This is a genomic window from Pseudomonas sp. BF-B-26 (assembly GCF_019956495.1).
In the GTDB taxonomy this organism is placed as follows: Bacteria; Pseudomonadota; Gammaproteobacteria; order Pseudomonadales; family Pseudomonadaceae; genus Aquipseudomonas.
This window is the reverse complement of the sequence record NZ_JAHBDP010000059.1, coordinates 73,558-96,780: the sequence shown is the minus strand read 5'-3', so window position 1 is coordinate 96,780 and position 23,223 is coordinate 73,558. Positions and strand designations below refer to the sequence as shown.

General features: G+C 60.5%; 21 protein-coding genes and 1 pseudogene. 5 read left to right on the top strand and 17 right to left on the bottom strand.

Annotated features, from left to right (window positions below; genetic code table 11):
- Positions 1-84 precede the first annotated feature (84 nt).
- Both ppk1 and hemB read right to left on the bottom strand, forming a co-directional pair.
- Positions 85-2,307 (bottom strand): polyphosphate kinase 1, encoded by a 2,223-nt coding sequence (gene ppk1 / locus KGB03_RS08640; protein ID WP_111448343.1) that lies wholly within the window; start codon positions 2,305-2,307, stop codon positions 85-87.
- A gap of 18 nt (positions 2,308-2,325) precedes the next feature.
- Positions 2,326-3,339, bottom strand: coding sequence for a porphobilinogen synthase (gene hemB / locus KGB03_RS08635; RefSeq protein ID WP_223526818.1), 1,014 nt, complete (start codon positions 3,337-3,339; stop codon positions 2,326-2,328).
- Positions 3,340-3,547: 208 nt separating this feature from the next.
- Between hemB and KGB03_RS08630 the strand changes: the two genes are divergently transcribed.
- Positions 3,548-4,180 carry a DedA family protein gene (locus KGB03_RS08630; protein WP_111448341.1) on the top strand — a complete coding sequence of 211 codons (633 nt, stop codon included), beginning with the start codon at positions 3,548-3,550 and terminating at the stop codon, positions 4,178-4,180.
- Here the strand turns inward: KGB03_RS08630 and KGB03_RS08625 are convergent.
- Positions 4,161-5,396, bottom strand: coding sequence for a sterol desaturase family protein (locus KGB03_RS08625; RefSeq protein ID WP_223526817.1), 1,236 nt, complete (start codon positions 5,394-5,396; stop codon positions 4,161-4,163). The two genes, KGB03_RS08630 and KGB03_RS08625, sit on opposite strands and share 20 nt — an antisense overlap.
- A 115-nt stretch (positions 5,397-5,511) precedes the next feature.
- On the opposite strand from KGB03_RS08625, the gene elbB reads away from it, so the two are divergent.
- Positions 5,512-6,180 (top strand): isoprenoid biosynthesis glyoxalase ElbB, encoded by a 669-nt coding sequence (gene elbB / locus KGB03_RS08620; RefSeq protein ID WP_111448339.1) that lies wholly within the window; start codon positions 5,512-5,514, stop codon positions 6,178-6,180.
- A 116-nt stretch (positions 6,181-6,296) separates the two neighbouring features.
- Here elbB and KGB03_RS08615 read toward each other — a convergent pair whose 3' ends face one another.
- From KGB03_RS08615 to KGB03_RS08595, 5 genes are all read right to left on the bottom strand, one after another.
- Entirely contained in the window at positions 6,297-6,752 is a 456-nt protein-coding gene (locus KGB03_RS08615) for a YaiI/YqxD family protein (protein WP_008076086.1), read from the bottom strand.
- 106 nt (positions 6,753-6,858) lie between these two features.
- On the bottom strand, positions 6,859-8,757 hold the full coding sequence (locus KGB03_RS08610; protein WP_223526815.1) for an FTR1 family protein: 1,899 nt from the start codon (positions 8,755-8,757) through the stop codon (positions 6,859-6,861).
- A 212-nt stretch (positions 8,758-8,969) separates the two neighbouring features.
- Positions 8,970-9,602, bottom strand: a complete 633-nt coding sequence (locus KGB03_RS08605; protein ID WP_218536632.1) for a LysE family transporter — start codon at positions 9,600-9,602, stop codon at positions 8,970-8,972.
- Positions 9,603-9,823: 221 nt separating this feature from the next.
- Complete coding sequence (locus tag KGB03_RS08600; RefSeq protein ID WP_218536631.1) at positions 9,824-10,405, bottom strand: mechanosensitive ion channel family protein; 582 nt, start codon at positions 10,403-10,405, stop codon at positions 9,824-9,826.
- A complete protein-coding gene (locus KGB03_RS08595) occupies positions 10,405-12,315 on the bottom strand; it encodes an ATP-binding cassette domain-containing protein (protein WP_046045102.1) in 1,911 nt (636 codons plus the stop codon). Before KGB03_RS08595 ends, KGB03_RS08600 begins: the two co-directional genes overlap by 1 nt.
- Positions 12,316-12,365: 50 nt before the next feature.
- On the opposite strand from KGB03_RS08595, the gene KGB03_RS08590 reads away from it, so the two are divergent.
- Positions 12,366-12,830 carry a TIGR02444 family protein gene (locus tag KGB03_RS08590; RefSeq protein WP_223526811.1) on the top strand — a complete coding sequence of 155 codons (465 nt, stop codon included), beginning with the start codon at positions 12,366-12,368 and terminating at the stop codon, positions 12,828-12,830.
- On the opposite strand, the gene KGB03_RS08585 is transcribed toward KGB03_RS08590, so the two are convergent.
- Positions 12,827-13,942 (bottom strand): AlgP family protein, encoded by a 1,116-nt coding sequence (locus KGB03_RS08585; RefSeq protein ID WP_223526810.1) that lies wholly within the window; start codon positions 13,940-13,942, stop codon positions 12,827-12,829. The genes KGB03_RS08590 and KGB03_RS08585 overlap by 4 nt on opposite strands.
- Positions 13,943-14,134: 192 nt before the next feature.
- On the opposite strand from KGB03_RS08585, the gene KGB03_RS08580 reads away from it, so the two are divergent.
- Complete coding sequence (locus KGB03_RS08580; RefSeq protein ID WP_223526809.1) at positions 14,135-14,800, top strand: FKBP-type peptidyl-prolyl cis-trans isomerase; 666 nt, start codon at positions 14,135-14,137, stop codon at positions 14,798-14,800.
- Between the two features lie 63 nt (positions 14,801-14,863).
- On the opposite strand, the gene KGB03_RS08575 is transcribed toward KGB03_RS08580, so the two are convergent.
- From KGB03_RS08575 to KGB03_RS31310, 8 genes and pseudogenes are all read right to left on the bottom strand, one after another.
- Positions 14,864-15,322, bottom strand: coding sequence for an Rsd/AlgQ family anti-sigma factor (locus KGB03_RS08575; protein WP_033053386.1), 459 nt, complete (start codon positions 15,320-15,322; stop codon positions 14,864-14,866).
- A 179-nt stretch (positions 15,323-15,501) separates the two neighbouring features.
- The gene (locus KGB03_RS08570) at positions 15,502-16,053 is read right to left on the bottom strand and encodes a disulfide bond formation protein B (protein WP_218536627.1); all 552 of its coding nucleotides are present in this window, start codon (positions 16,051-16,053) and stop codon (positions 15,502-15,504) included.
- 229 nt (positions 16,054-16,282) lie between these two features.
- The gene (locus KGB03_RS08565; protein ID WP_223526807.1) at positions 16,283-17,521 is read right to left on the bottom strand and encodes a heme biosynthesis protein HemY; all 1,239 of its coding nucleotides are present in this window, start codon (positions 17,519-17,521) and stop codon (positions 16,283-16,285) included.
- Positions 17,518-18,672, bottom strand: coding sequence for a uroporphyrinogen-III C-methyltransferase (locus KGB03_RS08560; RefSeq protein ID WP_218536625.1), 1,155 nt, complete (start codon positions 18,670-18,672; stop codon positions 17,518-17,520). The genes KGB03_RS08565 and KGB03_RS08560 overlap by 4 nt, the downstream gene beginning before the upstream one ends.
- A 16-nt stretch (positions 18,673-18,688) precedes the next feature.
- Positions 18,689-19,456, bottom strand: coding sequence for a uroporphyrinogen-III synthase (locus KGB03_RS08555; RefSeq protein ID WP_223526806.1), 768 nt, complete (start codon positions 19,454-19,456; stop codon positions 18,689-18,691).
- Entirely contained in the window at positions 19,453-20,394 is a 942-nt protein-coding gene (hemC, locus tag KGB03_RS08550; protein WP_223526804.1) for a hydroxymethylbilane synthase, read from the bottom strand. The genes KGB03_RS08555 and hemC overlap by 4 nt, the downstream gene beginning before the upstream one ends.
- A gap of 137 nt (positions 20,395-20,531) precedes the next feature.
- Positions 20,532-21,278, bottom strand: a complete 747-nt coding sequence (locus tag KGB03_RS08545) for a LytR/AlgR family response regulator transcription factor (RefSeq protein WP_046045093.1) — start codon at positions 21,276-21,278, stop codon at positions 20,532-20,534.
- A pseudogene (locus tag KGB03_RS31310) lies at positions 21,275-21,594 on the bottom strand (sensor histidine kinase); the annotation flags it as partial. The gene KGB03_RS08545 and the pseudogene KGB03_RS31310, both read right to left, overlap by 4 nt.
- 143 nt (positions 21,595-21,737) lie before the next feature.
- Here KGB03_RS31310 and argH point away from each other — a divergent pair.
- Entirely contained in the window at positions 21,738-23,132 is a 1,395-nt protein-coding gene (gene argH / locus KGB03_RS08535; protein WP_008150277.1) for an argininosuccinate lyase, read from the top strand.
- Positions 23,133-23,223 lie beyond the last annotated feature (91 nt).

Genomic DNA, 23,223 nt, shown 5'->3' with positions numbered 1-23,223 from the left:
CGCGAATGCAGTGTGTCAGTCAATATTGATGTCGACTGACACACTGCATTCGCGAGCAAGCCCGCTCCCACAAGGGTACGTGTGTTAACGAACGGCGAGGATCGGGCTGCCCAAACGCTCCAGCAAAGTCGCCTGCGCGCTGCGCGGGTTCTGGTTGCCGGTCGGCGTGTTGCGGATGTAACGACCGTCCGCCTGCAGGCTCCAGCTGTGAGTGTTATCGGTGAGATACAGCTCCAGCTCTTTCTTGACCCGCATGATCAGCTTCTTGCCCTCGACCGGGAAGCAAGTCTCGACGCGCTTGTCGAGGTTGCGCTCCATCCAGTCGGCGCTGGACAGGAACATCTGCTCTTCGCCGCCATTGAGGAAGTAGAAGACCCGGGTGTGCTCCAGGAAACGCCCGATGATCGAGCGCACGTGGATGTTGTGGGAAACCCCGGCAATGCCCGGACGCAGGCAGCACATGCCGCGCACCACCAGATCGATACGCACCCCGGACTGACTGGCCTTGTACAGCGCGCGGATGATCTTCGGATCGGTCAGCGAGTTGAACTTGGCGATGATGTGCGCCGGTTTGCCGTCGAGGGCGAACTGGGTCTCCCGGGCAATCATGTCGAGCATGCCCTTCTTCAACGTGAACGGCGCGTGCAGCAGCTTCTTCATGCGCAGGGTTTTACCCATGCCGATCAGCTGGCTGAACAGTTTGCCGACGTCTTCGCACAAGGCGTCATCCGAGGTCAGCAAGCTGTAGTCGGTGTACAGACGGGCGTTGGCCGCGTGGTAGTTGCCGGTCCCCAAGTGGGCGTAACGGACAATCTCGCCCGCCTCACGACGCAAGATCAGCATCATCTTGGCGTGGGTCTTGAAGCCGACCACGCCGTAAATCACCACCGCACCGGCCGCTTGCAGACGGCTGGCCAGTTGCAGGTTGGACTCTTCGTCGAACCGCGCACGCAATTCGATCACCGCAGTGACTTCCTTGCCGTTACGCGCCGCATCGACCAACGCATCGACGATTTCCGAGTTGGCGCCGGAGCGGTACAGGGTCTGACGAACCGCCAATACATGCGGGTCCTTGGCCGCCTGGCGCAGCAGGTCGACCACCGGGGTGAAGGACTCGAACGGGTGCAGCAGCAGAATGTCCTGCTTGCTGATCACGCTGAAGATGTTCTCGCTGTTTTGCAGCAGTTTCGGGATCTGCGGGGTGAACGGCGTGTATTGCAGCGCTCGCTGACTGTCCAGACCAGTAATGCTGAACAGGCGGGTCAGGTTGACCGGACCGTTGACCTGGTACAGCTCGGTCTCGTGCAGGTTGAACTGCTTGAGCAAGTAGTCGGACAGGTGTTTCGGGCACGTGTCGGCCACTTCCAGACGCACCGCGTCACCGTAGCGACGGGAGAACAACTCGCCGCGCAGGGCGCGGGCCAGGTCTTCCACATCTTCGGTGTCGACGGCGAGGTCGGCGTTTCGGGTCAGGCGGAACTGGTAGCAGCCCTTGACCTTCATGCCCTGAAACAGGTCATCGGCGTGCGCATGGATCATCGACGACAGGAACACGTAATTATCGCCAGCGCCGCCCACTTCTTCCGGCAACTTGATGACGCGCGGCAGCAAACGTGGCGCCGGGATGATCGCCAGACCGGAATCGCGGCCGAAGGCGTCGATACCTTCGAGCTCGACGATGAAGTTCAGGCTCTTGTTCACCAACAATGGGAACGGATGCGTCGGGTCGAGGCCGATCGGGGTAATGATCGGCGCGATCTCGTCGCGGAAATAGCGGCGCACCCAGGTTTTGATCTTGGTGGTCCAGTGACGCCGGCGGATGAAGCGGACCTGATGTTTCTCCAGTTCCGGCAACAGAATGTCGTTGAGGATCGCGTACTGGCGGTCGACGTGACCGTGTACCAATTCGCTGATGCGGGCCAGGGCCTGATGCGGTTGCAAGCCATCGGCGCCGGCCTGTTCGCGGGCGAACGTGATCTGTTTCTTCAGGCCGGCCACCCGAATCTCGAAGAACTCGTCCAGGTTGCTGGAGAAGATCAGCAGAAACTTCAGCCGCTCCAGCAACGGGTAGGACTCATCCAGCGCCTGCTCCAGCACGCGGATGTTGAACTGCAGTTGCGAGAGCTCGCGATGGATGTACAGGCTGCTGTCATCCAGGCCGGGAATGGCAATCGCTGGCGCCGCTATTACGGGCTCGGCCACCACCGCAGGTGGAGCAGGCTCCAGTTCCGGCGGGGTTTCGGCGATTTGCTCCATCACAGGTTGAGCATCTTTTACGGCAACTTCAGTGAGCACTTCGGTATTCATCGAATGTTCCTGGGAGGGCTATTTTTGCTCTCGTAACAATTGAGCAGCACGGACGGCAAAGTAAGTCAGGATGCCATCAGCGCCTGCACGTTTAAAAGCGGTCAGGGATTCGAGGATAACCCCTTCGCTCAACCAGCCATTCTGGATCGCCGCCATGTGCATGGCATATTCACCGCTGACCTGATAAACAAAGGTCGGCACTTTAAATTCTTCTTTGACCCGGTAGAGGATGTCCAGATACGGCATGCCTGGCTTGACCATGACCATGTCCGCGCCTTCTGACAAGTCCGCCGCCACTTCGTGCAAGGCTTCGTTGCTGTTGGCCGGGTCCATTTGATAGGAAGCCTTGTTGGCCTTGCCCAGGTTCAGCGCCGAACCGACCGCATCGCGGAACGGGCCGTAATAGGCGCTGGCGTACTTCGCCGAGTAGGCCATGATCCGCACGTTGACGTGATCGGCCAGCTCCAGCGCTTCGCGGATCGCCTGGATGCGACCGTCCATCATGTCCGACGGGGCCACCACCTGAGCGCCGGCTTCGGCGTGGGACAGCGCCTGCTTGACCAGTGCGTCGACGGTGATGTCGTTCTGCACGTAGCCTTCTTCGTCGAGGATACCGTCCTGGCCATGAGTGGTGAACGGGTCCAGGGCGACGTCAGTGATCACACCCAACTCCGGGAACCGGTCACGCAGGGCGCGGGTGGCGCGCTGGGCAATGCCGTTGGGGTTCCAGGCTTCGGCGGCGTCCAGAGACTTGAGCTGCGGCGGCGTCACCGGGAACAGCGCCAATGCCGGAATCCCCAGCTCGACCCACTTGGCCGCTTCTTCAAGCAACAGATCGATGGTCAGGCGCTCGACGCCCGGCATCGACGCCACCGCTTCGCGACGGTTTTCACCGTCCAGCACGAACACCGGCAGGATCAGATCGTCGACGGTCAGAACGTTTTCACGGACCAGTCGACGCGAAAAATCATCACGGCGATTGCGACGCAGGCGGGTTGCTGGAAACAGACGGTTGGCGGGGGTAAAGCTCACGGCAGACTCCTGAGCCCGCGCTGGCGGGCGAGCGTGACAGTTATAAGCGGCCATTATGACGAAGACATGACAGTTGTGCTTAGCCCTGTGACACGTAGCCGCATTCCATTGTCCTTGTAGGAAATGTTCACGTCGAGACACATTTGGACACTTTCATGAATGATCACGAAGGGTTAGGCTGCGCGTTCATTTCGCCAGCATCCAGACAATGCTCCAACAATTTCTTCAGGAATTCGGCTACTTCGCCCTCTTTCTCGGCACGTTTTTCGAAGGCGAAACCATTCTGGTGCTCGCAGGCTTCCTCGCGTTCCGCGGATACATGGACCTCAAAGTGGTCATGATCGTGGCGTTCCTCGGCAGTTATGCCGGCGATCAGCTGTGGTATTTCCTTGGACGCAAGCACGGCCGCAAGTTGCTGGCGCGCAAACCGCGCTGGCAATTGATGGGTGATCGGGCGCTGGAACACATCCGCAGGCACCCGGACATCTGGGTACTGAGCTTCCGCTTTGTCTATGGCCTGCGCACGGTGATGCCGGTGGCGATCGGCCTGTCGGGCTATCCGCCAGGACGTTATCTGCTGCTCAACGGGATTGGGGCCGCGATCTGGGCCGCGGCGCTGGCTGCCGCCGCCTACCACTTCGGTGCAGTACTCGAAGGCATGCTCGGCAGCGTCAAGAAGTACGAGCTGTGGGTGCTCGGCGCCCTGCTGATACTGGGCTTTTGCTTGTGGCTGCGCCGACGCTTCAAGAACGCCCGTCTGGCGAAAAAGATCTACGCCGACGAGCAGGCCTTGAAAGCTGAACAAGCCAAAACCAACGAACCTACGACGCCAGTCGAGTGAAACGGTTTCTGCAACAGTAGAGACCAATACCACTGAGCAGGCTGTAACTCAGCAGGCCGACCCAGCCCGCCGCGCTGGCCGGCCACAGCTCAACGACCGGCGCCAGCCACACCAGCGGCACATTCGACGCCAGGCGCAGCAGCTCAAGCTTCAGCGCCCACGGGCGATTCTCCAGGGCCACGCCCAACGTAAACAAACCCAGCGCCACGGCACTCCAGCCGAGCACCAGCGCGGCGGTTGGCAAATCCTGCTCCAGGTTCATCAAGTAGCTGCCCAGGGCGATGTAGACGCAGAACTGCAACACGACGTAAAGCTGCTGACGCCCGTCCAGCGGCACCTCGAATTTACGGAACTGACTCAGGTCGGGCTTGTTCATCGGGTACCTGGCCGCCACATCCGCCGGCCGCCAACCGGTGCGCATGAACCAGATGCGCAGCTTGTCCCATTTGCTTTGCGCACGCCGCGCGTCATCCCACAGCTGTGCGTAGAACTGCACGTTCGCCCACAACGGATTCCAGCTCGCCAGCGGCGTGGTCACGCCGAAAATCACCGGCTCGTTATCGTCCTCTTCCTGGAACGAGCCAAATAGACGGTCCCAAATAATGAACACCCCGCCGTAGTTGCGATCCATGTAGAGAGCGTTCTGTGCATGGTGGGCCCGATGATTGGACGGCGTGACAAAGAACCACTCGAACCAGCCGAGCTTGGGAATGTGTTTGGTATGCACCCAGAATTGGTACAGCAAGTTCAGCGAGGCGACGCTGATGAACACCAGCAGCGGCACGCCGAGCACGGCCATCGGCAGATAGAAAATCCAGCTCAACAGGAAGCCGGTACTGGTCTGGCGCAGCGCCGTGGACAGGTTGTAGTCCTCACTCTGGTGATGCACCGAATGCGCCGCCCAGAGGATGTTGCGTTCGTGGCCCATGCGATGCAGCCAGTAGTAGCAGAAGTCGTAGAGGACGAAGGCGAATACCCAGACCCAGATGCTGTCAGCCGAGAGTTCGACCAGTGCCAGGTGCTTGAGGGCAAACGCATACGTCACCAGGCCGACGCCTTTGGTCAACAGCCCGGTGGTGGTCGACAGCACGCCGGTGCTCATGCTGTTGATCGCGTCCGCCACTCGATAATTGCTCACCCCGCGCCAACGGTCGGCCAGCAGTTCGACGGCAATCAGCACAAAGAAAAACGGCACCGCATACAGAATGAAGTCCATGACGCGTCCTGATCGGAATCTTGAGGACAGATCCTAGGTGTAGCCGCGATTTAACCCTATGGCAACGAGTGACAAATTAGTGGACATTTAACGCCATGAATCTGGAGAAAAGCCCATGAGCAAAAAAATTGCAGTGATCCTGTCCGGCTGTGGCGTGTACGACGGCGCCGAGATCCACGAAAGCGTGATCACTCTGCTGCGTCTGGACCAACGAGGGGCTCAGGTGCAGTGTTTCGCACCGAACATTGCGCAGTTGCATGTGATCAATCACCTGACCGGCGAAGAAATGCCCGAGTCGCGCAACGTACTAGTTGAATCGGCGCGGATCGCCCGGGGCAACATCAAGGATATCCGCGAAGCGGACGTGGAAGACTTTGATGCGCTGATCGTTCCCGGCGGATTTGGATCGGCCAAGAACCTGTCGAACTTTGCCGTCGAAGGCGCCGGATGCAGCGTTCAACCTGACGTCCTGGCGTTGACCGAAGCGTTCGCCGAGGCCGGCAAGCCGGTCGGGCTGATCTGCATCTCGCCGGCACTCGCGGCGAAGATCTATGGACCGGGCGTGACCTGCACCATCGGCAACGATGCCGATACTGCCGCCGCCATGAACAAGATGGGCGCTACCCACGCCGACTGCGCGGTAACAGACATCGTTGAAGACAAGGCGCGCAAACTGGTCAGCACCCCGGCGTACATGCTGGCGCAATCGATCAGCGAGGCAGCGTCAGGCATCAACAAACTGGTAGACCGCGTGCTCGAACTAACCCACGAAGACGACGCCTGACACCGTTCAGTGTGGGAGTGAGCCTGCTCGCGATAGCGGCCTAACCGTCGACATCAATGTTGAATGTGCCGACCCCATCGCGAGCAGGCTCGCTCCCACAGGGACCGCCGTCATGCTTAAGACTTGCGCGATAACCGCGTGAGTATCCGGTCCAGCGCATTGGCAAACGCCTGCTTCTCGCGCTCACCAAATGGCGCTGGCCCGCCGCTCATCTGCCCCTGCTCACGTAGATCGGTAAACAGGTTACGCACTGCCAACCGATCGCCCATGTTCTGCGCATCGAACTCTTTACCCCGTGGATCCAGCGCCGCAACGCCCTTTTTCACCAGACGGTCGGCCAGCGGCACATCGCTGCAGATCACCAATTCTCCGGGGACCGCGTGTTCCACCAGATAGTCGTCGGCGGCATCTGGACCGCTTGGCACCACGATCAGCTTCACCAGGGCCAAGCCCGGTTTGATCTGCGGCTGGCCGGCCACCAGCACCACTTCGAACTGGCGCTTGAGGGCGAACTTCACTACCAGATCCTTGGCCGCCCGCGGGCAGGCGTCGGCATCGATCCACACACGCATAGTTTTTTCCTCCGTTAAAAGCATCGCGAGCAGGCTCGCTCCCACAGGTTGTACGCAATTCCTGTGGGAGCGAGCCTGCTCGCGATTGTGAGCGCAGCGAATGCTGTTAAGAAACCTGCACCCGCCGCTTCTCAGCTATCCGGCTACGGCTGTACAACACGATGATCGCAATGATCGCCACCGCCTGCGCACTCAGCGAATACGCGTCAGCGTGGATCCCCAGCCAGTCGAAGTCAAAGAACGGCACCGGCCGAGTGCCGAAAATCCCGGCTTCCTGCAACGCCTTCACGCCATGCCCGGCAAACACCACCGACAACGCGCACAACAGACCGGCGTTGATACTGAAGAACAACGACAGCGGCAATTTCGCCGAACCGCGCAGGATCACCCAGGCCAGACCCACCAACAAAACCAACGCCGTCGCACCACCCGCCAGTACCGCGTTATGGCCCGCTGGACCTGCCTGCAACCACAGGGTCTCGTAGAACAGAATCACTTCAAACAGTTCGCGATACACCGAAAAGAACGCCAGCGTCGCAAACCCGAAACGCCCACCGCCGCCTACCAGGCTGCTCTTGATGTAATCCTGCCAGGCCGCCGCGTGACGACGATCATGCATCCACACACCGAGCCAAAGCACCATGACGGCAGCGAACAACGCCGTCGCACCTTCCAGCAATTCCCGTTGCGAACCGCTGACATCGATCACATACGCTGCCAGCGCCCAGGTCCCCAGACCGGCCAGCAGCGCCAAGCCCCAACCGACGTTGACGCTGCGCACCGCCGATTCTTGGCCGGTATTGCGCAGGAACGCGAGGATTGCCGCCAACACCAGAATCGCTTCCAGGCCTTCGCGCAACAGAATCAACAAACCGGAGAGGTAGCTCAGGGACCAACTCAAGCCATCGCTGCCCAGCAGGCCGGCGGATTCCTTCAATTTGGCCTTGGCCGCGTCCAGACGCTGCTGGACCTGAGCCACCGGCAAACCGTCCTGCAACGACTGCCGGTAAGCCATCAGCGATTTCTCAGTGTCTTTGCGCACGTTGGCATCGACGTTATCCAGAGAACTTTCGACCAGTTCGAAGCCCTCAAGATAAGCCGCCACCGACAGGTCATAGGCCTGATCGTGATCACCGGCACGGTAGGCCGCGATGCTCTTGTCCAGGGTCGCGGCGGTGTAGTCGAGCAACTGTGCCGGACCACGCTTGACCTGCGGCGGTTGCGCTCGCTGCGCACGGAAGGTCGCCGCCGCTTGCGGCCCCTCGGCGATTTGCACTTCTGCGGGAGTCTGACGGGCCAGGTCGGCGATGTTGTAGGTCTTCTCGGCTTTTGCAGCAGCCGGATCGGCGCTGAAGCTGGCGATGTAGGTTGCCAGGTCCCAACGCTGACGATCGTCCAGCTGATCGGCGAAGGCCGGCATGTCGGTGCCTTCGACACCGAGGCCCAGAGTGCTGTAGATCGCGTAGAGGCTCAGGTGATCCAGGCGCGCCGCATCACGCAGATTGGCTGGCGGCGGCGCCATGCCGACGCCCGCCGGGCCATCACCGGCGCCCGCGTCGCCGTGGCACACCGAGCATTGCTGTGCGTACAGCGGCGCACCACGGCTCGGGTCGGGGGTAATCACTGGAGCCTGACTGACTTCATAAGCCACCGCCAGCTTCGCCCCAAGTTGCCGCGCCTGACGGGCGACGTCCGCACCGTCTTTGCGCGCAGAGATTGCACTGCGCAAGTCGCTGACGCCCTGCTCCAGCTCCGCGCGTTCGGGCCTGGCCGGCAATCCGCTGATCAGGTCTTGCAGAACCCCGAGAAACTCCAATTGTTCGCGGTATTCCGACTCATCAATGACCTTGCCGGCCTGGACCGTTACCGGGTAATCGGCGCCAATGTAATCGAGCAAATGCAGCGCCTTTGGCGCGCCTTCCGCCGTTTCGGCCAGCGCGTTGAAGCTGCAAAACGCAATAACAGGCAGCACTAGCCATGCCAGAAAGCGGGAGGAGGCAATCATGAACGAATCTCAAATGGAAATACGAAGTAACACATTGTTCACTCCCAATGCGTTTCACTCAAGCTTTGTTGGTATTTCCTGCACGACAGCGTGCAAAGTCAGCGTGTCTAGCCCTGAAAAACAGATCAGAAGGTGTAAACCTTGTTCAGGACGGGACAGCGACAAATAAAAAAGGCGACCTGAAAAGGTCGCCTTTTTTGTGCCTGGCGGTTTTACACCACTGCTTTGCGAAGGGTCGCCATGAATGCCGCCGCACCAATGAACAGCCCGGCAAACGTGCGGTTCATGCGTCTCTGCTGCTTGGGCGTGCGCAACATCCGCAGCACCTTCGATGCCAGTCCGGTGTAGCCGGCCATGACGATCAGGTCGACGCAGATCATGGTCACACCGAGGATCAGGTACTGCGCCACCAGCGGCGCATGTGGATCAATGAATTGCGGCAGCACCGCGAGCATGAACACCAACGCCTTGGGGTTGCTGACGTTCACCAGGAAACCCCGGAACACCAGCGCCAGCGGCTTGCCGATTTGCCGGACGGCCGCGTCGTCGCTCATGTCATGGGGCAGCGCACGCCATTGCTTGACTGCCAGGTAAACCAGATAGGCCACGCCAAACCATTTGATCGCGTAGAAAGCGCTGGCCGACGCCGCGAGGATTGCACCGACACCGGCGGCGACAATCGCAATCTGTAACGCCAGACCCAGTTGCAGGCCCAGGGCGTTCCAATAACCGCGCCAGAAACCGTATCGCAGACCGCTGGACATCGACGCAATGGCGCCGGCACCGGGAGACAGGCTGATCACCCAGCAGGCGGCAAAAAACGCCAGCCATGTTTGAAGCACCATCGCACACCTCGACTCAGACTCGTGACAGACGTCTAAGCTAATGCGGCTTTGGGCCGATGACTACCGATTTTTTTGCAGGACAGAGTGGACTGCCGACCAGCGTTTATGGCTTGAGGCCCCCTTCGCGAGCAAGCCCGCTCCCACATTTGATTTGTGTTCGCCGCAGATCCCCTGTGGGAGCGGGCTTGCTCGCGAAAGCGGTATGTCAGGCAACAGAAGGCTTACTTTTCAAAACCGTTGGAAGGGAATACATCGCTGCCGCGCCAGCGTCGAACCGAGCGCTGGAAGAACAGGCTATTGGGCACTTGCACCATGGCACTGCCGGTGCCAAGTTCTTCCGCTTCAATCAGCGTGGTGTAGAGCAGATTAATCGCAACAACCCGGCCTTTGACGCCGGGCTTGTCGGTGGTGTCCACCAACTCGACCACATCACCGATCCGAAATGGGCCGACGGTGAAGATCAGGATGGCGCACAACAGATTCGAGAGCACGCTCCACATGGCGAAGAACGCCACTGCCGCTACCGCGACAAACCCGGACAACGCGGTCCAGAGCACCGTAGCCGAAACGCCGAGGCGTTCCAGGACGAAGATCAGCGCGCTGCCCATGATCAGCCAGCGCAAACCACCACGTAGCGGCATCAGCAACTGTGGTGGCAACGGATAGCGCTCGCCCAGACGCGTCAGGCATTTGGCCACGAAGCGCTGAGCGATGTAGCCCGCCAACAAGATCAGCAGGATTTGCCCAAAGAGCCACAGAGGCTCAATCCACACGGCAGCCAATGGCAGCTTGAACGCTTCCATCAAGACAGAGCCTCCAGCTCCGCCTGCATGCTTTCCAGCAACTCCAGCGCTTCCATCCAGGCTTCTTCCAGCTCGGCTTCACGGACCTTCAGCTTGGCCTGCTCGGCCAGCAGATCTCGCAAATCGTTTTTGCGCGCCGGCTCGTAAATGTCGCTGTCGCCGAGGCTGGTATCGATCTTCGCCAGTTTCTCGTGCAGCTTGCCCAGTTCGGCTTCGAGCTTGTCAGCCTCGCGCTTGTGCGGTGCCAGTTGCTGACGCAACGCGGCCGCCGCCTGGCGCTGGGCCTTCTTGTCGGTCTTGTCCGGATTGACCGGCGTATTGCTGACCGGGGCATTGCGCTGACGGTAGTCCACCAGCCAACGGGTGTAGTCTTCCAGGTCGCCGTCGAACTCCTCGACCTTGCCGTCCGCCACCAGATAGAAATTGTCGGTGGTGCTTTTGAGCAAATGGCGATCATGGGAGACCACCAGTACCGCGCCACTGAATTCCTGCAGGGCCATGGTCAGCGCCAGGCGCATTTCCAGGTCCAGGTGGTTGGTCGGTTCGTCGAGCAGCAACAGGTTCGGTCGGCCCCAGGCGATCAATGCCAGCGCCAGACGGGCCTTTTCGCCACCGGAGAAGTTCAGCACCGGCTCATCGATACGCGCACCGCGGAAGTCGAATCCACCGAGGAAATCGCGCAGCGTCTGCTCGCGCTCGGTCGGCGCCAGGCGCTGCATGTGCAGCAGCGGGCTGGCCTTGGAGTCGAGTGAGTCCAGCTGATGCTGGGCGAAGTAGCCAACGACGGTGTTCTCGCCACGGGTCAGTCGGCCGGACAACGGCTCGAGTTCACCGGCAAGGTTTTTGATCAGGGTCGATTTACCGGCACCGTTCGGGCCAAGCAAACCGATTCGCGCACCGGGGGTCAGTTGCAGCTTGACCTTCTCCAGCACGGCTCGCTCGCCGTAACCCAGTCGGGCATCGGAGAGGTCAATCAACGGGCTGGAGATTTTCACTGATTCGCGGAAAACGAAATCGAATGGCGAATCGACGTGGGCGGCGGACAGTTCTTCCATCCGCTCCAGCGCCTTGATCCGGCTCTGGGCCTGACGGGCCTTGGTGGCCTGGGCCTTGAAGCGGGCGATGTAGCTTTCCATGTGCGCACGTTGCGCCTGTTGCTTCTCGTAGGCCTGCTGTTGCTGGGCCAGACGTTCGGCGCGAGCGCGTTCGAAGGCGCTGTAACCACCGCGATACAGGGTGATCTTGCGCTGATCGACGTGGGCCACGTGATCGACCACGGCATCGAGGAAGTCCCGGTCGTGGGAAATCAGCATCAAGGTGCCAGGATAGCTTTTGAGCCATTCTTCGAGCCAGATGATGGCGTCGAGGTCCAAGTGGTTGGTCGGTTCGTCGAGCAACAACAAGTCCGAGGGGCACATCAAAGCCTGCGCCAGGTTCAGACGCATCCGCCAACCACCAGAGAAATCTCCTACCTGGCGATCCATCTGTTCATTGGTGAACCCAAGGCCGGCCAGCAGTTTTCGGGCCCGGGCATCGGCGGTGTAACCGTCGGCGCTGTCGAGTTCCGAGTGCAGGCGGGCCTGAGCGGTACCGTCATGGGCCGCTTCGGCTGCCGCGAGGTCGCGTTGCACCTCGCGCAGGCGCAGGTCGCCATCGAGCACATAGTCGACCGCCACCCGATCGAGGGTGTCGATCTCCTGGCGCATGTGGGCGATGCGCCAGTCCGCCGGCAAGAAGCAATCACCCGAATCCGGGTGCAGATCACCCAGAAGCAAGGCGAACAGGCTCGATTTGCCGGCGCCATTGGCACCGATGAGGCCGGCTTTGTGGCCGGCGTGCAGGGTCAGCTCGGCGTCTTCTAGCAGACGTTGCGGGCCACGCTGTAAAGTCAGGTTCTGAAGTCGAATCATAATGGCGGCGGAGTCTACCAGCTTCGCTCGCAACTGGCGCGAGTAGCACTATGTCCTCTGACCTGTGGAGCTTTTCCCTTAGTACTTACGCCCGTCCCGGCGTTGAACCCGCATGCCTGCAATTGCAGTCGGCGGGTATCAATGTGTGCTTGCTGCTCTGCGGGCTGTGGCTGGGAGAACGTGGCGTCGCCTGTAACGAACACCGATTGCAGCAACTGCGTAGCGTGGCCGAGCCGTGGGACGCAGACGTGGTGCAACCGCTGCGAGCCTTGCGGGTGAATTGGAAAGTCGTCGCCGCCGTCGATGGCGAACTGAATGCCTTGCGCGAGCGAGTGAAGGCACTCGAACTGGAAGCCGAGCGACATCTGTTGTTGCGACTGGAGAGAACGGCGCAAAGTTGGCCGCAGGGTGACGCGGTCGATCTAGCGGCCTGGCTGGTAGGTGTGACGGCAGGCGCCGTCCACCTGGACCGCGACGCGCTGCATCAGCTGCGCGTCGCGGCAACCGGCACTTAGGAAGCGCTGGTTGGGGTGGTTGCTGCGATCGATGCGGCGGCCGGCGTTGGCGCTGGCGGCGTTGTCGAGGTAGCTGCTGCTAAAGCAGACGTTGCCGCCGGAACCGGGTTGGCTGGCTTGGCAACTGGCGCGGTGGCCGGCTTGGCGGCAACAGGTTTTTTCACCGCTGGTTTTGCAGCCGGTTTGGCAGCGGCAGGTTTGGCTGCTGGTTTCGCTACAGCAGGTTTTGCGGCAGCAGTTTTGGCAGCCGGTTTGGCTGCAGTTTTTGCAGCTGGCTTGGCAGCTGTTTTAGTCGCGACTGATTTCGCGGCAGGCTTGGCAGCAGGTTTCGCAGCGGCAGTTCTAGCCGTTGGTTTTGCGGCCGGTTTGGCAGCTGCTTTCGCCGCTGCAGTTTTCGCCACCGCCGGTTTAGCAGCAGCGGTTCTTGCAGCCGGTTTAGCGGCAGCTGTTTTGGCAGCGGCTGGCTTGGCGGCAGGTTTGGCGGCGGCTGTTTTTGCAGCCGGTTTCGCAGCGCTGGCAGCGACTGGTTTTCTCGCCGCAGGTTTTGCTGCTGGTTTTGCTGCGGCTTTCACCGGTGCTTTGGCAGTCGGTTTGGCGGCAGGCTTGGCCGGTGCTTTTGCAGCAGCCGGTTTGGCGGCAGGCTTGGCCGGTGCTTTTGCAGCAGCCGGTTTGGCAGCGGCTTTCTTGGCAGGAGCCGCAGCAGGCTTGGCCGAACGCAGGGACAACGCCTTGCCGACAGCCTCTTGTACACGACCGACGCCCTGGGCCAGTTTCAGGCTTTCTTGAGCATCGCGCTTGAGTTGCAGAATGTAGCTGCGAGTTTCGGATTGACGATCCTTGAGGGCATCGAGCAAGTCCTCAAGCTCCTTCACCGCGCCCTTGGCTTTGGCTTGTGCCTTGGCCTTGCCGGCCGCCGCAGCGTCCTGCAATTTGGTACGGGACTTGTGCAGTTTTTCTTGTGCTTTTCCGCGTTGCTTTTCCAGTTTGGCGAGCAGTTTTTCAGCATCAGCCAAGGCTTGGGAGCAAGCGTTTTCCAGATGCTCGAGCAAGCTGCCCGAGAGTTGTTGGAGTAAGTGCAACGGAGTATTTACAGGCTTCTTGGTGGCCGACATGGTTTACCTCCTGGCTGACGTGGGTGCGGCTCATACTAGACCTCTGCTGCTACCGCCGCTAGGGCATCTTGACAGTATCCAAAGCGCGACGTTGCAACGGATTGAAATTCTTCTGCGCTTGCGCAAAACCAGTTCACCGTCGAGCGCATTCACACTGGCATAATCCCCCGCACCTCAGGTCGGAGAGTGCCCATGTCGCGCTACCTTTTTTTATCACTGTGCGTGTTTTTTTCCGTGGCCCAGGCCGCCGAAAAAACCAAAGAAAATGACACTCATGATCTCTCTTACAGCCTGGGCGCAAGTCTCGGCGAACGCCTGCGCCAGGAGGTTCCCGATCTGCAACTTCAGGCGCTGATCCAAGGCTTGCAACAAGCCTATCAAGGCAAACCCCTGGCGCTGAAAGATGAGCAGATCGAACAGATTCTTGCCGAGCACGAAGCCCAGATCGCCTTGCAACCGAGCACGCCGCAAAGCGAAATCGCACTCGAAAAAGAGCAGGCTTTTCTCGCCGAGGAAAAAGCCAGACCGGGCGTTCGTGAGCTGGCCGATGGAATATTGCTAACGGAGTTGGCGCCAGGCACGGGTGCCAAAGCTGGCCCCAACGGCAAAGTCCAGGTGCTATATATCGGTCGCCTTCCCGACGGCACGGTGTTCGATCAGAACAGTCAGCCGCAGTGGTTCAGTCTCGACAGCGTGATCAGCGGCTGGCGCAGCGCGTTGCAGCAAATGCCGGTCGGTGCGAAATGGCGCCTGGTGATTCCATCAGCCGAAGCCTATGGCGCCGAGGGTGCCGGCGACCTGATTGCGCCCTTCACACCGCTGGTATTCGAAGTCGAACTGCGCGGTGCCACAGGCTGAATACCGGAAATGAAAAACGGCGCGCATAGCGCACCGTTTTTGGAGGTCTTGCAGGAAGGGGGTTCAGGCCTGAACCGGGTCCTCTTCCTTGTGAGCGGTGTGCAGCACTTCGATCAGGCAGTCTTCCAGTTCGAAGCGCTCGTGCAACAGGCCACCGAGCTCTTTGAATTTCTCTGCCACGCATTGACCTGCATCACACAGGTCGTTGAACGCAAGCAGCTTCTCGGTGATGACGTCGATACGAGGGTAGATGGTCTCGGCCAGCTCGAGCCCGCGGGTATCACCAAACGCTTTGGCTTCGCCGGTCAGCTGTTCGTAGATCTCGAAGTGCCCGGCAGACACGTAATCGACCAGCACGCCGCAGAATTCCTGCAACGGCTTACGGTTCTCACCCAGTGCCTCAGGCTTGGCGCCGAGAGCATCATAGGCCCGAACCAGCTCGTGACGCTCCTGCAACCAGCGATCGATCAGCAGATGCACTCCACCCCAACGTTCCTGAGCATTCTGACAACTTTCGAGCATGGTGATCTCTCTTCCCTTGTGGGTCATGCTGCCCTACACCCGTCGCCACACTTGAAGGTCAAGTATCGGCCAGGCAGAGCGTCATTCGAGCAACACAATTCCAATGACACGTGCGGGCCAGATTATGCCCGCGCGACAATGGCTTCAAGGTACGCAGGAGATAAAGTTCATACAAGTGTTTAATCACCCGCCACCACCCGGTGCGACGAACCGCCGCTGAGCGGTCGCAGACAGGCTTTCCAGACAAGTCGCAGCAACTGGTAAATACCTAAAATCGTCATCGCCATGAAGAGCAGCAGGCTCCACTCAGGAATGCTCAGGTCGAACAGTGTCCAGGAAATCTCCGCGCACTCTGCCTCCCCTTTAAACATCTGTGTCACTTGGCAAAACCAGGGCATGTCCTCGTACTGAACAGCCAGATCAGGCGGGCACGTCATCAGCCGATGCGTTGGATCGCTCTGCAGCACTACCTGCCGCCACGCCGTGACCGTACCCGCCAGACTGCAAAACAGCCCGAGCATCCAATACAGGAAAGAGCCAAAGCGGCCCGGCCCATGCACCGAAGCCACCAGGCAGATACCCGTGAGCAATGCGAGGCAAAAGCGCTGCAACAGGCACAACCCGCAAGGCTTGAGGCCGACCGCATATTCCAGGTAATAAGACACGCCCAGGACCAGGGCACCTGCAATGAAAGCCATGAAAAACAAGGAGCGTGAGCAGGCCAAAGACATGGCATTTCCGTAACAGTAGAGACAGGCAGTTACGGTAGAGGAAAGCGCTGCAGCCTTTCAAGGCAGGCCAGCGGGGACACTTCAACAGAAGTGTAGGGAATTCCCGACAGGAACGAGAGGATTAGGTGTAGTCCTCTGTAGGACTATGCCGTTGATGGACTATAAAGGTAAAATTCCGACAGTTTGCAGGCGACTGGATCGCTCCTTCGAGCGACCCGTCATCCACTCTTCAAGCGTGAACAGGAACCGGCAACGGTGCCGCCAGCAAGCGCTCGTCCAGCAAGACCAAGCCCTCCTGGAACAACTGATTGCTGCGTTCTGTGTCACCCAGCTGCGCCAGCAGCCGCGCCAGTTCCGCACAGGCTTCCGGGTTGCGCTGCACTCGCAGGCTGCTTTCCAGATAGTCCCGGGCCTTGCCCCAAAGGCTGCTTTGCAGACACAAGCGCCCCAAAGTCAGCAGCAGGCTCGGATCGGCCGGATGATCCTTGAGCCAACCCTCGGCCGTGTGCAGTTGACGTGCCGGATCGCTGCCGCGAACGAGTCCATAGAGGCGCGCCAGATGACTGTCATAGTTGCGCTTGAGCGCCGTCCGCAGGATCTCTTCGGCCTCGACCTGAGCACCCAGTTGCCGAAGTTGCTCGGCATAAGCGAGCACCAGTTGCGGTTCCTGACGCTGAGCTGAGGTCAACTGCTGCCAGGCGCGATTGAGCGATTGCAAGCCGAACGTCCCGTCTTCTTCCCGATGCGCCGCCAGGGACAGGTTCTCACCCCAGGCCCGGCGTTCCAGTTCGGCCAGTTCGGCCGGTGGCAGGACCTTATCCTTGCGCAGCTCCGGCAGCAGACGAATCACGGCCGACCAGTCGCCCCGCTGTTGGTGCAAGCGCTGCAACTGGCGCAAGGTCTGGACGTTATGAGGATGACGCTCGCGCATGGCTTGCAGGGTCACCAGGGCGCCGTCGGTATCGCCGCGGTCGGTCTGTAATTGCGCGTGGCTCAGGGCAATCGCCAACTCTGCCTGGGGCTGTCGCTCAAGTGCGCGCTCCAGCAGGTTGTCGCTTTCCTCGTATTGACCTTGTTCGTTCGCGGCCCTGGCGGCACCGAGGTAGTAAAGCAGAGGCTGGCGCTCGGCTTCCGCAGCCCGATGCAGATGGCGCTGCGCACTGGCCCAGCGACCTTCGGCCAGATCCAGCTGACCGTGTTCAATCGCCACCTGCACCCGGCGACTGCGATTGCGCCGCGACCAGGGATTGACCACGCCGCTGGAGGTCGTCACCAATTCGATCAACGCCTTGATGCCCCAGAACACCAGCCAGAGCACGGCGACCAACGCCAGGGTTGCCCACAGACTAGACTCGTAACGGAAGCTTTTATAGGCGACCAGCACGTAACCGGAATGCTCGGCAATCGCCAGCCCGAGCGCGGCAGCAGCGGCGATCACCAGGAACACGATCACATAGAGGCGTTTCATGGCGTCGCCTCCTGAATGGTGTCCGCGGCAGGTTTGGCCATCGGTTTGATCGAGTCCTCGGCGTTGACGTTACGCCGCTCCAGATACCCTTGAACTGCACTCAGCGTGCCGGTCAGGTCTGGCGTGACAACGGTGACCGGTTGCTTGCTCAACTCGCCAACCTGCTCAAGCATCACTTTGCTCTGAGGGTTGTCCGGGTTGAAGTTGCCCTTGAGCACGTCCCGCGCTTCGGCCAGCGCCTGGGTATAAACCGCGGCCTGGCCATTGAGCGCGGCCCATTGCGCCTGCTCCAGTGCCAGGCTCAGGGCCAGGCGCACCTGGCTCAGGCTCTGCCCGGCCAGCAACGGACGCACATTCTTGTCGGCGTTGAAGTCGATGCGGATGTAGCGCGAGACCTGATCCCACCATTGCGCCCAACGACTGGCGCCGTCGCCATCAGCGGTGAGACCCAACAGGGATTCGCCACGGTCCTTGTACTCGGGTGCCAGCTCGGTGAGGCTGATCACCTGATCGCGCAGCGCCCCCAGCCGCAGGAACAGACCGGTGCGATCCGGCTGTTGGGTGCTACGCAATGCCACCAGCGTTTTGGCCACTTGCTCGCGAGCGGCAAAGGAACCCGGATCGTTCTGTTCGCGCAGAATCTCATCGGCGCCCTGCACCAAAGCCTGGGCACTGCTGATGTCCTGCAACGCGGAAAGACGCAGGCTGGCCAGACGCAACAGGTGCTCGGCCTCGGCCAGACGCCAATCCTTGCGGCTGGCGCCGAGAACCGTCTCCAGACGTTGATTCAGGCGTTGCTGATCGCCTTGAAGTTGAATGACCAAACGACTGCGCGCGTCTAGCTCGGCGGCGGCAGGCATTTGTTCCAGGCGAGCAGTCAGGCGTTGTTCATTGAGCTTCAGGTCCTGTGCCTGATCGTTCAATGCCTGGACCTGACTCAACTGCAGTTGAGTATTGGCTTGCAGGTGACGCACCTGCCAGACTCCCCAACCGCCCACGGCGACACCGGCAGCGCCCAGCAACAGCGCGACGATTGCCAGCCCATTGCCTCGGCGCTGCACTGCAGCAGGTGGCCCGGTTTCAACCGGTGCTTCAACCGGTGCATCGAGCACTGGCTTGACGTCATCTTTAGGCAAGGCTGTTTCGCTCACGTATCCATCCTTTGCATTAGAGAACGGGTCCGGGATGCTCCCGCAACGCCGTCAGCAAAGCCGCGGCACTGGCGCCACGACAATCCACAACTGTTTGGGCCCCGGCGGCACGTGCCAGCTCGGCAACCCTGGGGCTTGGAACAAACAACGGCAACCGCGCCAATTGCGGCCAGGCATCGCCGGCCAATTGATACAGGTGCTCAAAACCCTGTCCACTGCTGACCACCAGCCCGTTCAAGCGTTCCGCTTCGATCCGGTCAGGCAGCGCTGCCGGCGGGTACGGCGGCAGGTCGCGGCGGTACAACTCCAGATACTCGACACTAGCACCAAGCTCGCGCAAACGCTCAGCCAGCAACTCACGCCCGCCCTCCCCACGCATGATCAGCACGCGCGGACCGGGCCGCGCGATTGCCTCGCGCAACTGAGGAAGTTCAAGCAAGGCTTCGCTGTCATCGCCCTCCACCGGAAAGCTGATGTCCAACCCGCGATCCTCGAGGATCTGCGCGGTGGCGGCGCCCACGCTGAACCACTTCAAACGAGGGGGTTGCGGCCGATACCTGTCGAGCAGATCCACGGCAATTCTGGCGGCCGGCTTACTGACCACGATCACCGCACTATAGCGATCCAGCCCCTGAATCATCTCGCGCATTGTGTCAGAGGCAGGAATCGGCTCGATCTCCAAAAGCGGCAAACTGCTGCTGAAAATCCCCTTTTCGGCCAAAAGACTGCTCAGCGCCGCCGACTCATCCGCGGGACGCGTCAGCAGCAGGCGCCAACCCGTCACTCGTGACCTGCCTCGCCGTAGACTGCTTTCAGAATGTCGTTGGCGCCTTGACTCAGCAGGTCTTCAGCCACTTGCACGCCCAAGGCTTCGGCGTCGCTTCGTGGCGCACGAGCCTCGGCGCTGAGCAGCAGACCGCCGTTCGGATCACCGACAAGACCCCGCAACCAGATCTGCTCGCCTTCAAGCACGGCATAGCAGGCGATCGGCACTTGGCAGCCGCCATTCAAATGTTTGTTGAGAGCACGTTCGGCGGTCACGCGGGTGGCGGTGTCCTGATGGTGCAGCGGTGCCAACAGCGCGTGAATTTCGCTGTCGACGCTGCGGCATTCGATACCCACCGCGCCTTGGCCACCGGCCGGCAGACTGTCGTCGACGCTGATGGCCGAGGTGATGCGATCTTCAAAGCCCAGACGAATCAGGCCGGCGGCAGCGAGGATAATCGCGTCGTATTCGCCTGCATCGAGCTTGGCCAGGCGCGTGTTGACGTTGCCGCGCAGGAAGCGAATTTCCAGGTCCGGACGACGGGTCAGCAACTGGGCCTGACGGCGCAGGCTGGAGGTGCCGACGATGCTGCCTTGCGGCAATTCGTCCAGGCTGGTGTAGGCGTTGGAGACGAATGCATCGCGCGGGTCTTCGCGCTCGCAGATGCAAAACAGACCGAGGCCTTCAGGGAAGTCCATCGGCACGTCTTTCATCGAGTGCACCGCGATGTCGGCTTCGTTTTCCAGCAGCGCGGTTTCCAGTTCTTTGACGAACAGGCCCTTGCCGCCGATTTTCGACAGTGGCGAGTCGAGCAACTTGTCACCGCGACTGACCATGGGCACCAACGTCACGAGCAGACCCGGATGGGCCTCTTCCAGACGGGCTTTGACGTATTCGGCCTGCCACAGGGCGAGTGCACTTTTACGGGTGGCGATGCGGATTTCGCGAGAGGACATGGATCAATCCGTACTGAATAGATACGGCGGATAATAACAGCTCAGCCAAATCCACTTTGACTTGTATCAGAAACCGCGTGGCCTCCCTGGCCTCAGACATCCAGCAATCGGGATGAAACCCGCCCGTAAATGGCGGATTAAAGCTGTTGCATCATCTTGCGCACGCCGGCCACATGCCGTCGGCTGACGATCAGGGCGTCGCCGTTCAAGCCTTTGAGGAACAGCTGAAAATGCCCCAGAGGCGTGCGTTGCAGACGTTCGATGCGCTCGCGGGCGACCAGCGCGTTGCGGTGGATTCGCACGAAGCGATCGCCAAATTCATCTTCAAGGGCCTTGAGCGGCTCATCCAGCAGCACTTCGCCGCCTTCGTGGCGCAAGGTCACGTATTTGTGATCCGCAATGAAGTACACCACCTGACCCAACGGGATCAGCTCGATGCCTTTACGGGTACGGGCGCTGATGTGGCTGCGCGGGCCGCTGCCACTTTCGGCGGCGGGACGGGTCAGGGCCGCGAGCTGGACACGATTGGGCCGCTCGGCTTTTTTCAACGCTTCATGTAATTGTTCTGTACGCACAGGTTTCACCAGATAGCCTACGGCGCTGGCCTGTAAGGCTTCCACGGCAAATTCATCGGGGCCTGTGCAAAACACCACGGCGGGCGGGGTTTCGCGTTCGCACAATCGTGCAGCCACTTGCAAGCCATCGAGGCCCGGCATGCCGATATCGAGCAGCACGATATCGGGTTTGTGGCTGTCGATCAGAGCCAACGCTTCATCGCCGTTCGTGGCGCTAGGCTCCAGGACACTGTATCCCTCGAGTTCGCCAACCATTCGGCTCAGGCGCTCGCGGGCAAGGGGTTCGTCATCAACGATCAGGACATTCATATTGCGCTGGATTCCTGCGTGAGTCTCGCACAAGGATAGCGTAGACAGGTGAAGTGACGTCCGTCACCGCGATCCACGCTAAGACTAGCGCGAGGGCCAAAAAGTGCCGCCCGACCGACGGCTAAATTTTCATCTGTCGTGCGTTTGGCGGTCCTGGCCCGCATTGGCGAGGCATCACCGTAGGGTTTGTTGATACACAATATGAACACCCCCTCTTCTTATAGTCAGCTGCAGCGTCTGGAAGTGCGCTGATCCTACTGTCCAACTGTAGACGGTTGCCGGCACGATATTGCTCAATTGAAAAATATCGTTGCGCAAATCCCCTCGGCGCTGATTCGAGTATGGGCCGCCACCTGAGAAAAAAACGTATCGACCAGTGTCAGCGACAGGATTGGCAACCCTGTTATTATCCGCGACAGCTTTCTACGCCATCTTTCTTCAGCCGACACGAGCGAATTCATGAGCACTGACAAGACCAATCAGTCCTGGGGCGGCCGCTTCAGTGAACCCGTCGACGCCTTCGTCGCCCGCTTCACCGCCTCCGTCACTTTCGACCAGCGCCTGTATCGCCACGACATCATGGGCTCGATCGCTCACGCCACGATGCTGGCCAAGGTCGGCGTGCTGACCGATGCCGAGCGCGACAGCATCACTGATGGCCTGAAGACCATCCAGGGTGAAATCGAGGCTGGCCAGTTCGACTGGCGCATCGACCTCGAAGACGTGCACATGAACATCGAGGCGCGTCTGACCGACCGCATCGGCGTCACCGGTAAAAAGCTGCACACCGGTCGCAGCCGTAACGACCAGGTCGCCACCGACATCCGCCTGTGGCTGCGTGACGAGATCGACCTGATCCTGAGCGAAATCACCCGCCTGCAAAAAGGCTTGCTGGAACAGGCCGAGCGCGAAGCCGGCAGCATCATGCCGGGCTTCACTCACCTGCAAACCGCGCAGCCAGTGACCTTCGGGCATCACATGCTGGCCTGGTTCGAAATGCTCAGCCGCGACTACGAACGCCTGGTCGACTGCCGCAAGCGTACCAACCGCATGCCGCTGGGCAGTGCCGCACTGGCCGGTACCACCTACCCGATCGACCGCGAATACACCGCTCAACTGCTGGGCTTCGACGCTGTGGGCGGTAACTCGCTGGACAACGTGTCCGATCGTGACTTCGCCATCGAGTTCTGCTCGGCCGCAAGCATCGCGATGATGCACTTGTCGCGCTTCTCCGAAGAGCTGGTGCTGTGGACCAGCGCGCAGTTCCAGTTCATCGATCTGCCGGACCGTTTCTGCACCGGCAGCTCGATCATGCCGCAAAAGAAAAACCCGGACGTCCCGGAGCTGGTACGTGGCAAGACCGGTCGCGTATTCGGCGCACTGATGGGCCTGCTGACCCTGATGAAAGGCCAGCCCCTGGCCTACAACAAGGACAACCAGGAAGATAAAGAGCCACTGTTCGACGCCGCCGACACGTTGCGCGACTCGCTGCGGGCCTTTGCCGACATGATCCCGGCGATCAAACCCAAGCACGCGATGATGCGTGAAGCCGCCCTGCGTGGCTTCTCCACCGCCACCGACCTGGCCGACTACCTGGTACGTCGTGGTCTGCCGTTCCGTGACTGCCACGAAATCGTTGGCCATGCCGTGAAGTACGGCGTGGAAAGCGGTAAAGACCTGGCGGAAATGAGCCTGGAAGAGTTGCGTAAGTTCAGCGATCAGATCGATCAGGACGTGTTCGCCGTGCTGACCCTGGAAGGCTCGGTGAATGCCCGTGACCACATCGGCGGAACTGCGCCGGCACAGGTCAAGAAGGCTGTGGTTCGCGGCCAGGCGTTACTCGCCAGCCGCTAAAAGCATCGCGGGCAAGCCTTGCTCCTACGGATTCGCGTGATCCGCAGGAGCAAGGCTTGCCCGCGATGACATTCGCAAGAACGCTGCAAAA

Coding starts and splice junctions, on each gene's coding strand:
- ppk1 (WP_111448343.1), bottom strand. CDS start 2,307: ATGAATACCGAAGTGCTCACTGAAGTTGCCGTAAAAGATGCTCAACCT.
- KGB03_RS08630 (WP_111448341.1), top strand. CDS start 3,548: ATGCTCCAACAATTTCTTCAGGAATTCGGCTACTTCGCCCTCTTTCTC.
- KGB03_RS08625 (WP_223526817.1), bottom strand. CDS start 5,396: ATGGACTTCATTCTGTATGCGGTGCCGTTTTTCTTTGTGCTGATTGCC.
- elbB (WP_111448339.1), top strand. CDS start 5,512: ATGAGCAAAAAAATTGCAGTGATCCTGTCCGGCTGTGGCGTGTACGAC.
- KGB03_RS08615 (WP_008076086.1), bottom strand. CDS start 6,752: ATGCGTGTGTGGATCGATGCCGACGCCTGCCCGCGGGCGGCCAAGGAT.
- KGB03_RS08610 (WP_223526815.1), bottom strand. CDS start 8,757: ATGATTGCCTCCTCCCGCTTTCTGGCATGGCTAGTGCTGCCTGTTATT.
- KGB03_RS08605 (WP_218536632.1), bottom strand. CDS start 9,602: ATGGTGCTTCAAACATGGCTGGCGTTTTTTGCCGCCTGCTGGGTGATC.
- KGB03_RS08600 (WP_218536631.1), bottom strand. CDS start 10,405: ATGGAAGCGTTCAAGCTGCCATTGGCTGCCGTGTGGATTGAGCCTCTG.
- KGB03_RS08595 (WP_046045102.1), bottom strand. CDS start 12,315: ATGATTCGACTTCAGAACCTGACTTTACAGCGTGGCCCGCAACGTCTG.
- KGB03_RS08590 (WP_223526811.1), top strand. CDS start 12,366: ATGTCCTCTGACCTGTGGAGCTTTTCCCTTAGTACTTACGCCCGTCCC.
- KGB03_RS08585 (WP_223526810.1), bottom strand. CDS start 13,942: ATGTCGGCCACCAAGAAGCCTGTAAATACTCCGTTGCACTTACTCCAA.
- KGB03_RS08580 (WP_223526809.1), top strand. CDS start 14,135: ATGTCGCGCTACCTTTTTTTATCACTGTGCGTGTTTTTTTCCGTGGCC.
- KGB03_RS08575 (WP_033053386.1), bottom strand. CDS start 15,322: ATGCTCGAAAGTTGTCAGAATGCTCAGGAACGTTGGGGTGGAGTGCAT.
- KGB03_RS08570 (WP_218536627.1), bottom strand. CDS start 16,053: ATGTCTTTGGCCTGCTCACGCTCCTTGTTTTTCATGGCTTTCATTGCA.
- KGB03_RS08565 (WP_223526807.1), bottom strand. CDS start 17,521: ATGAAACGCCTCTATGTGATCGTGTTCCTGGTGATCGCCGCTGCTGCC.
- hemC (WP_223526804.1), bottom strand. CDS start 20,394: ATGTCCTCTCGCGAAATCCGCATCGCCACCCGTAAAAGTGCACTCGCC.
- KGB03_RS08545 (WP_046045093.1), bottom strand. CDS start 21,278: ATGAATGTCCTGATCGTTGATGACGAACCCCTTGCCCGCGAGCGCCTG.
- argH (WP_008150277.1), top strand. CDS start 21,738: ATGAGCACTGACAAGACCAATCAGTCCTGGGGCGGCCGCTTCAGTGAA.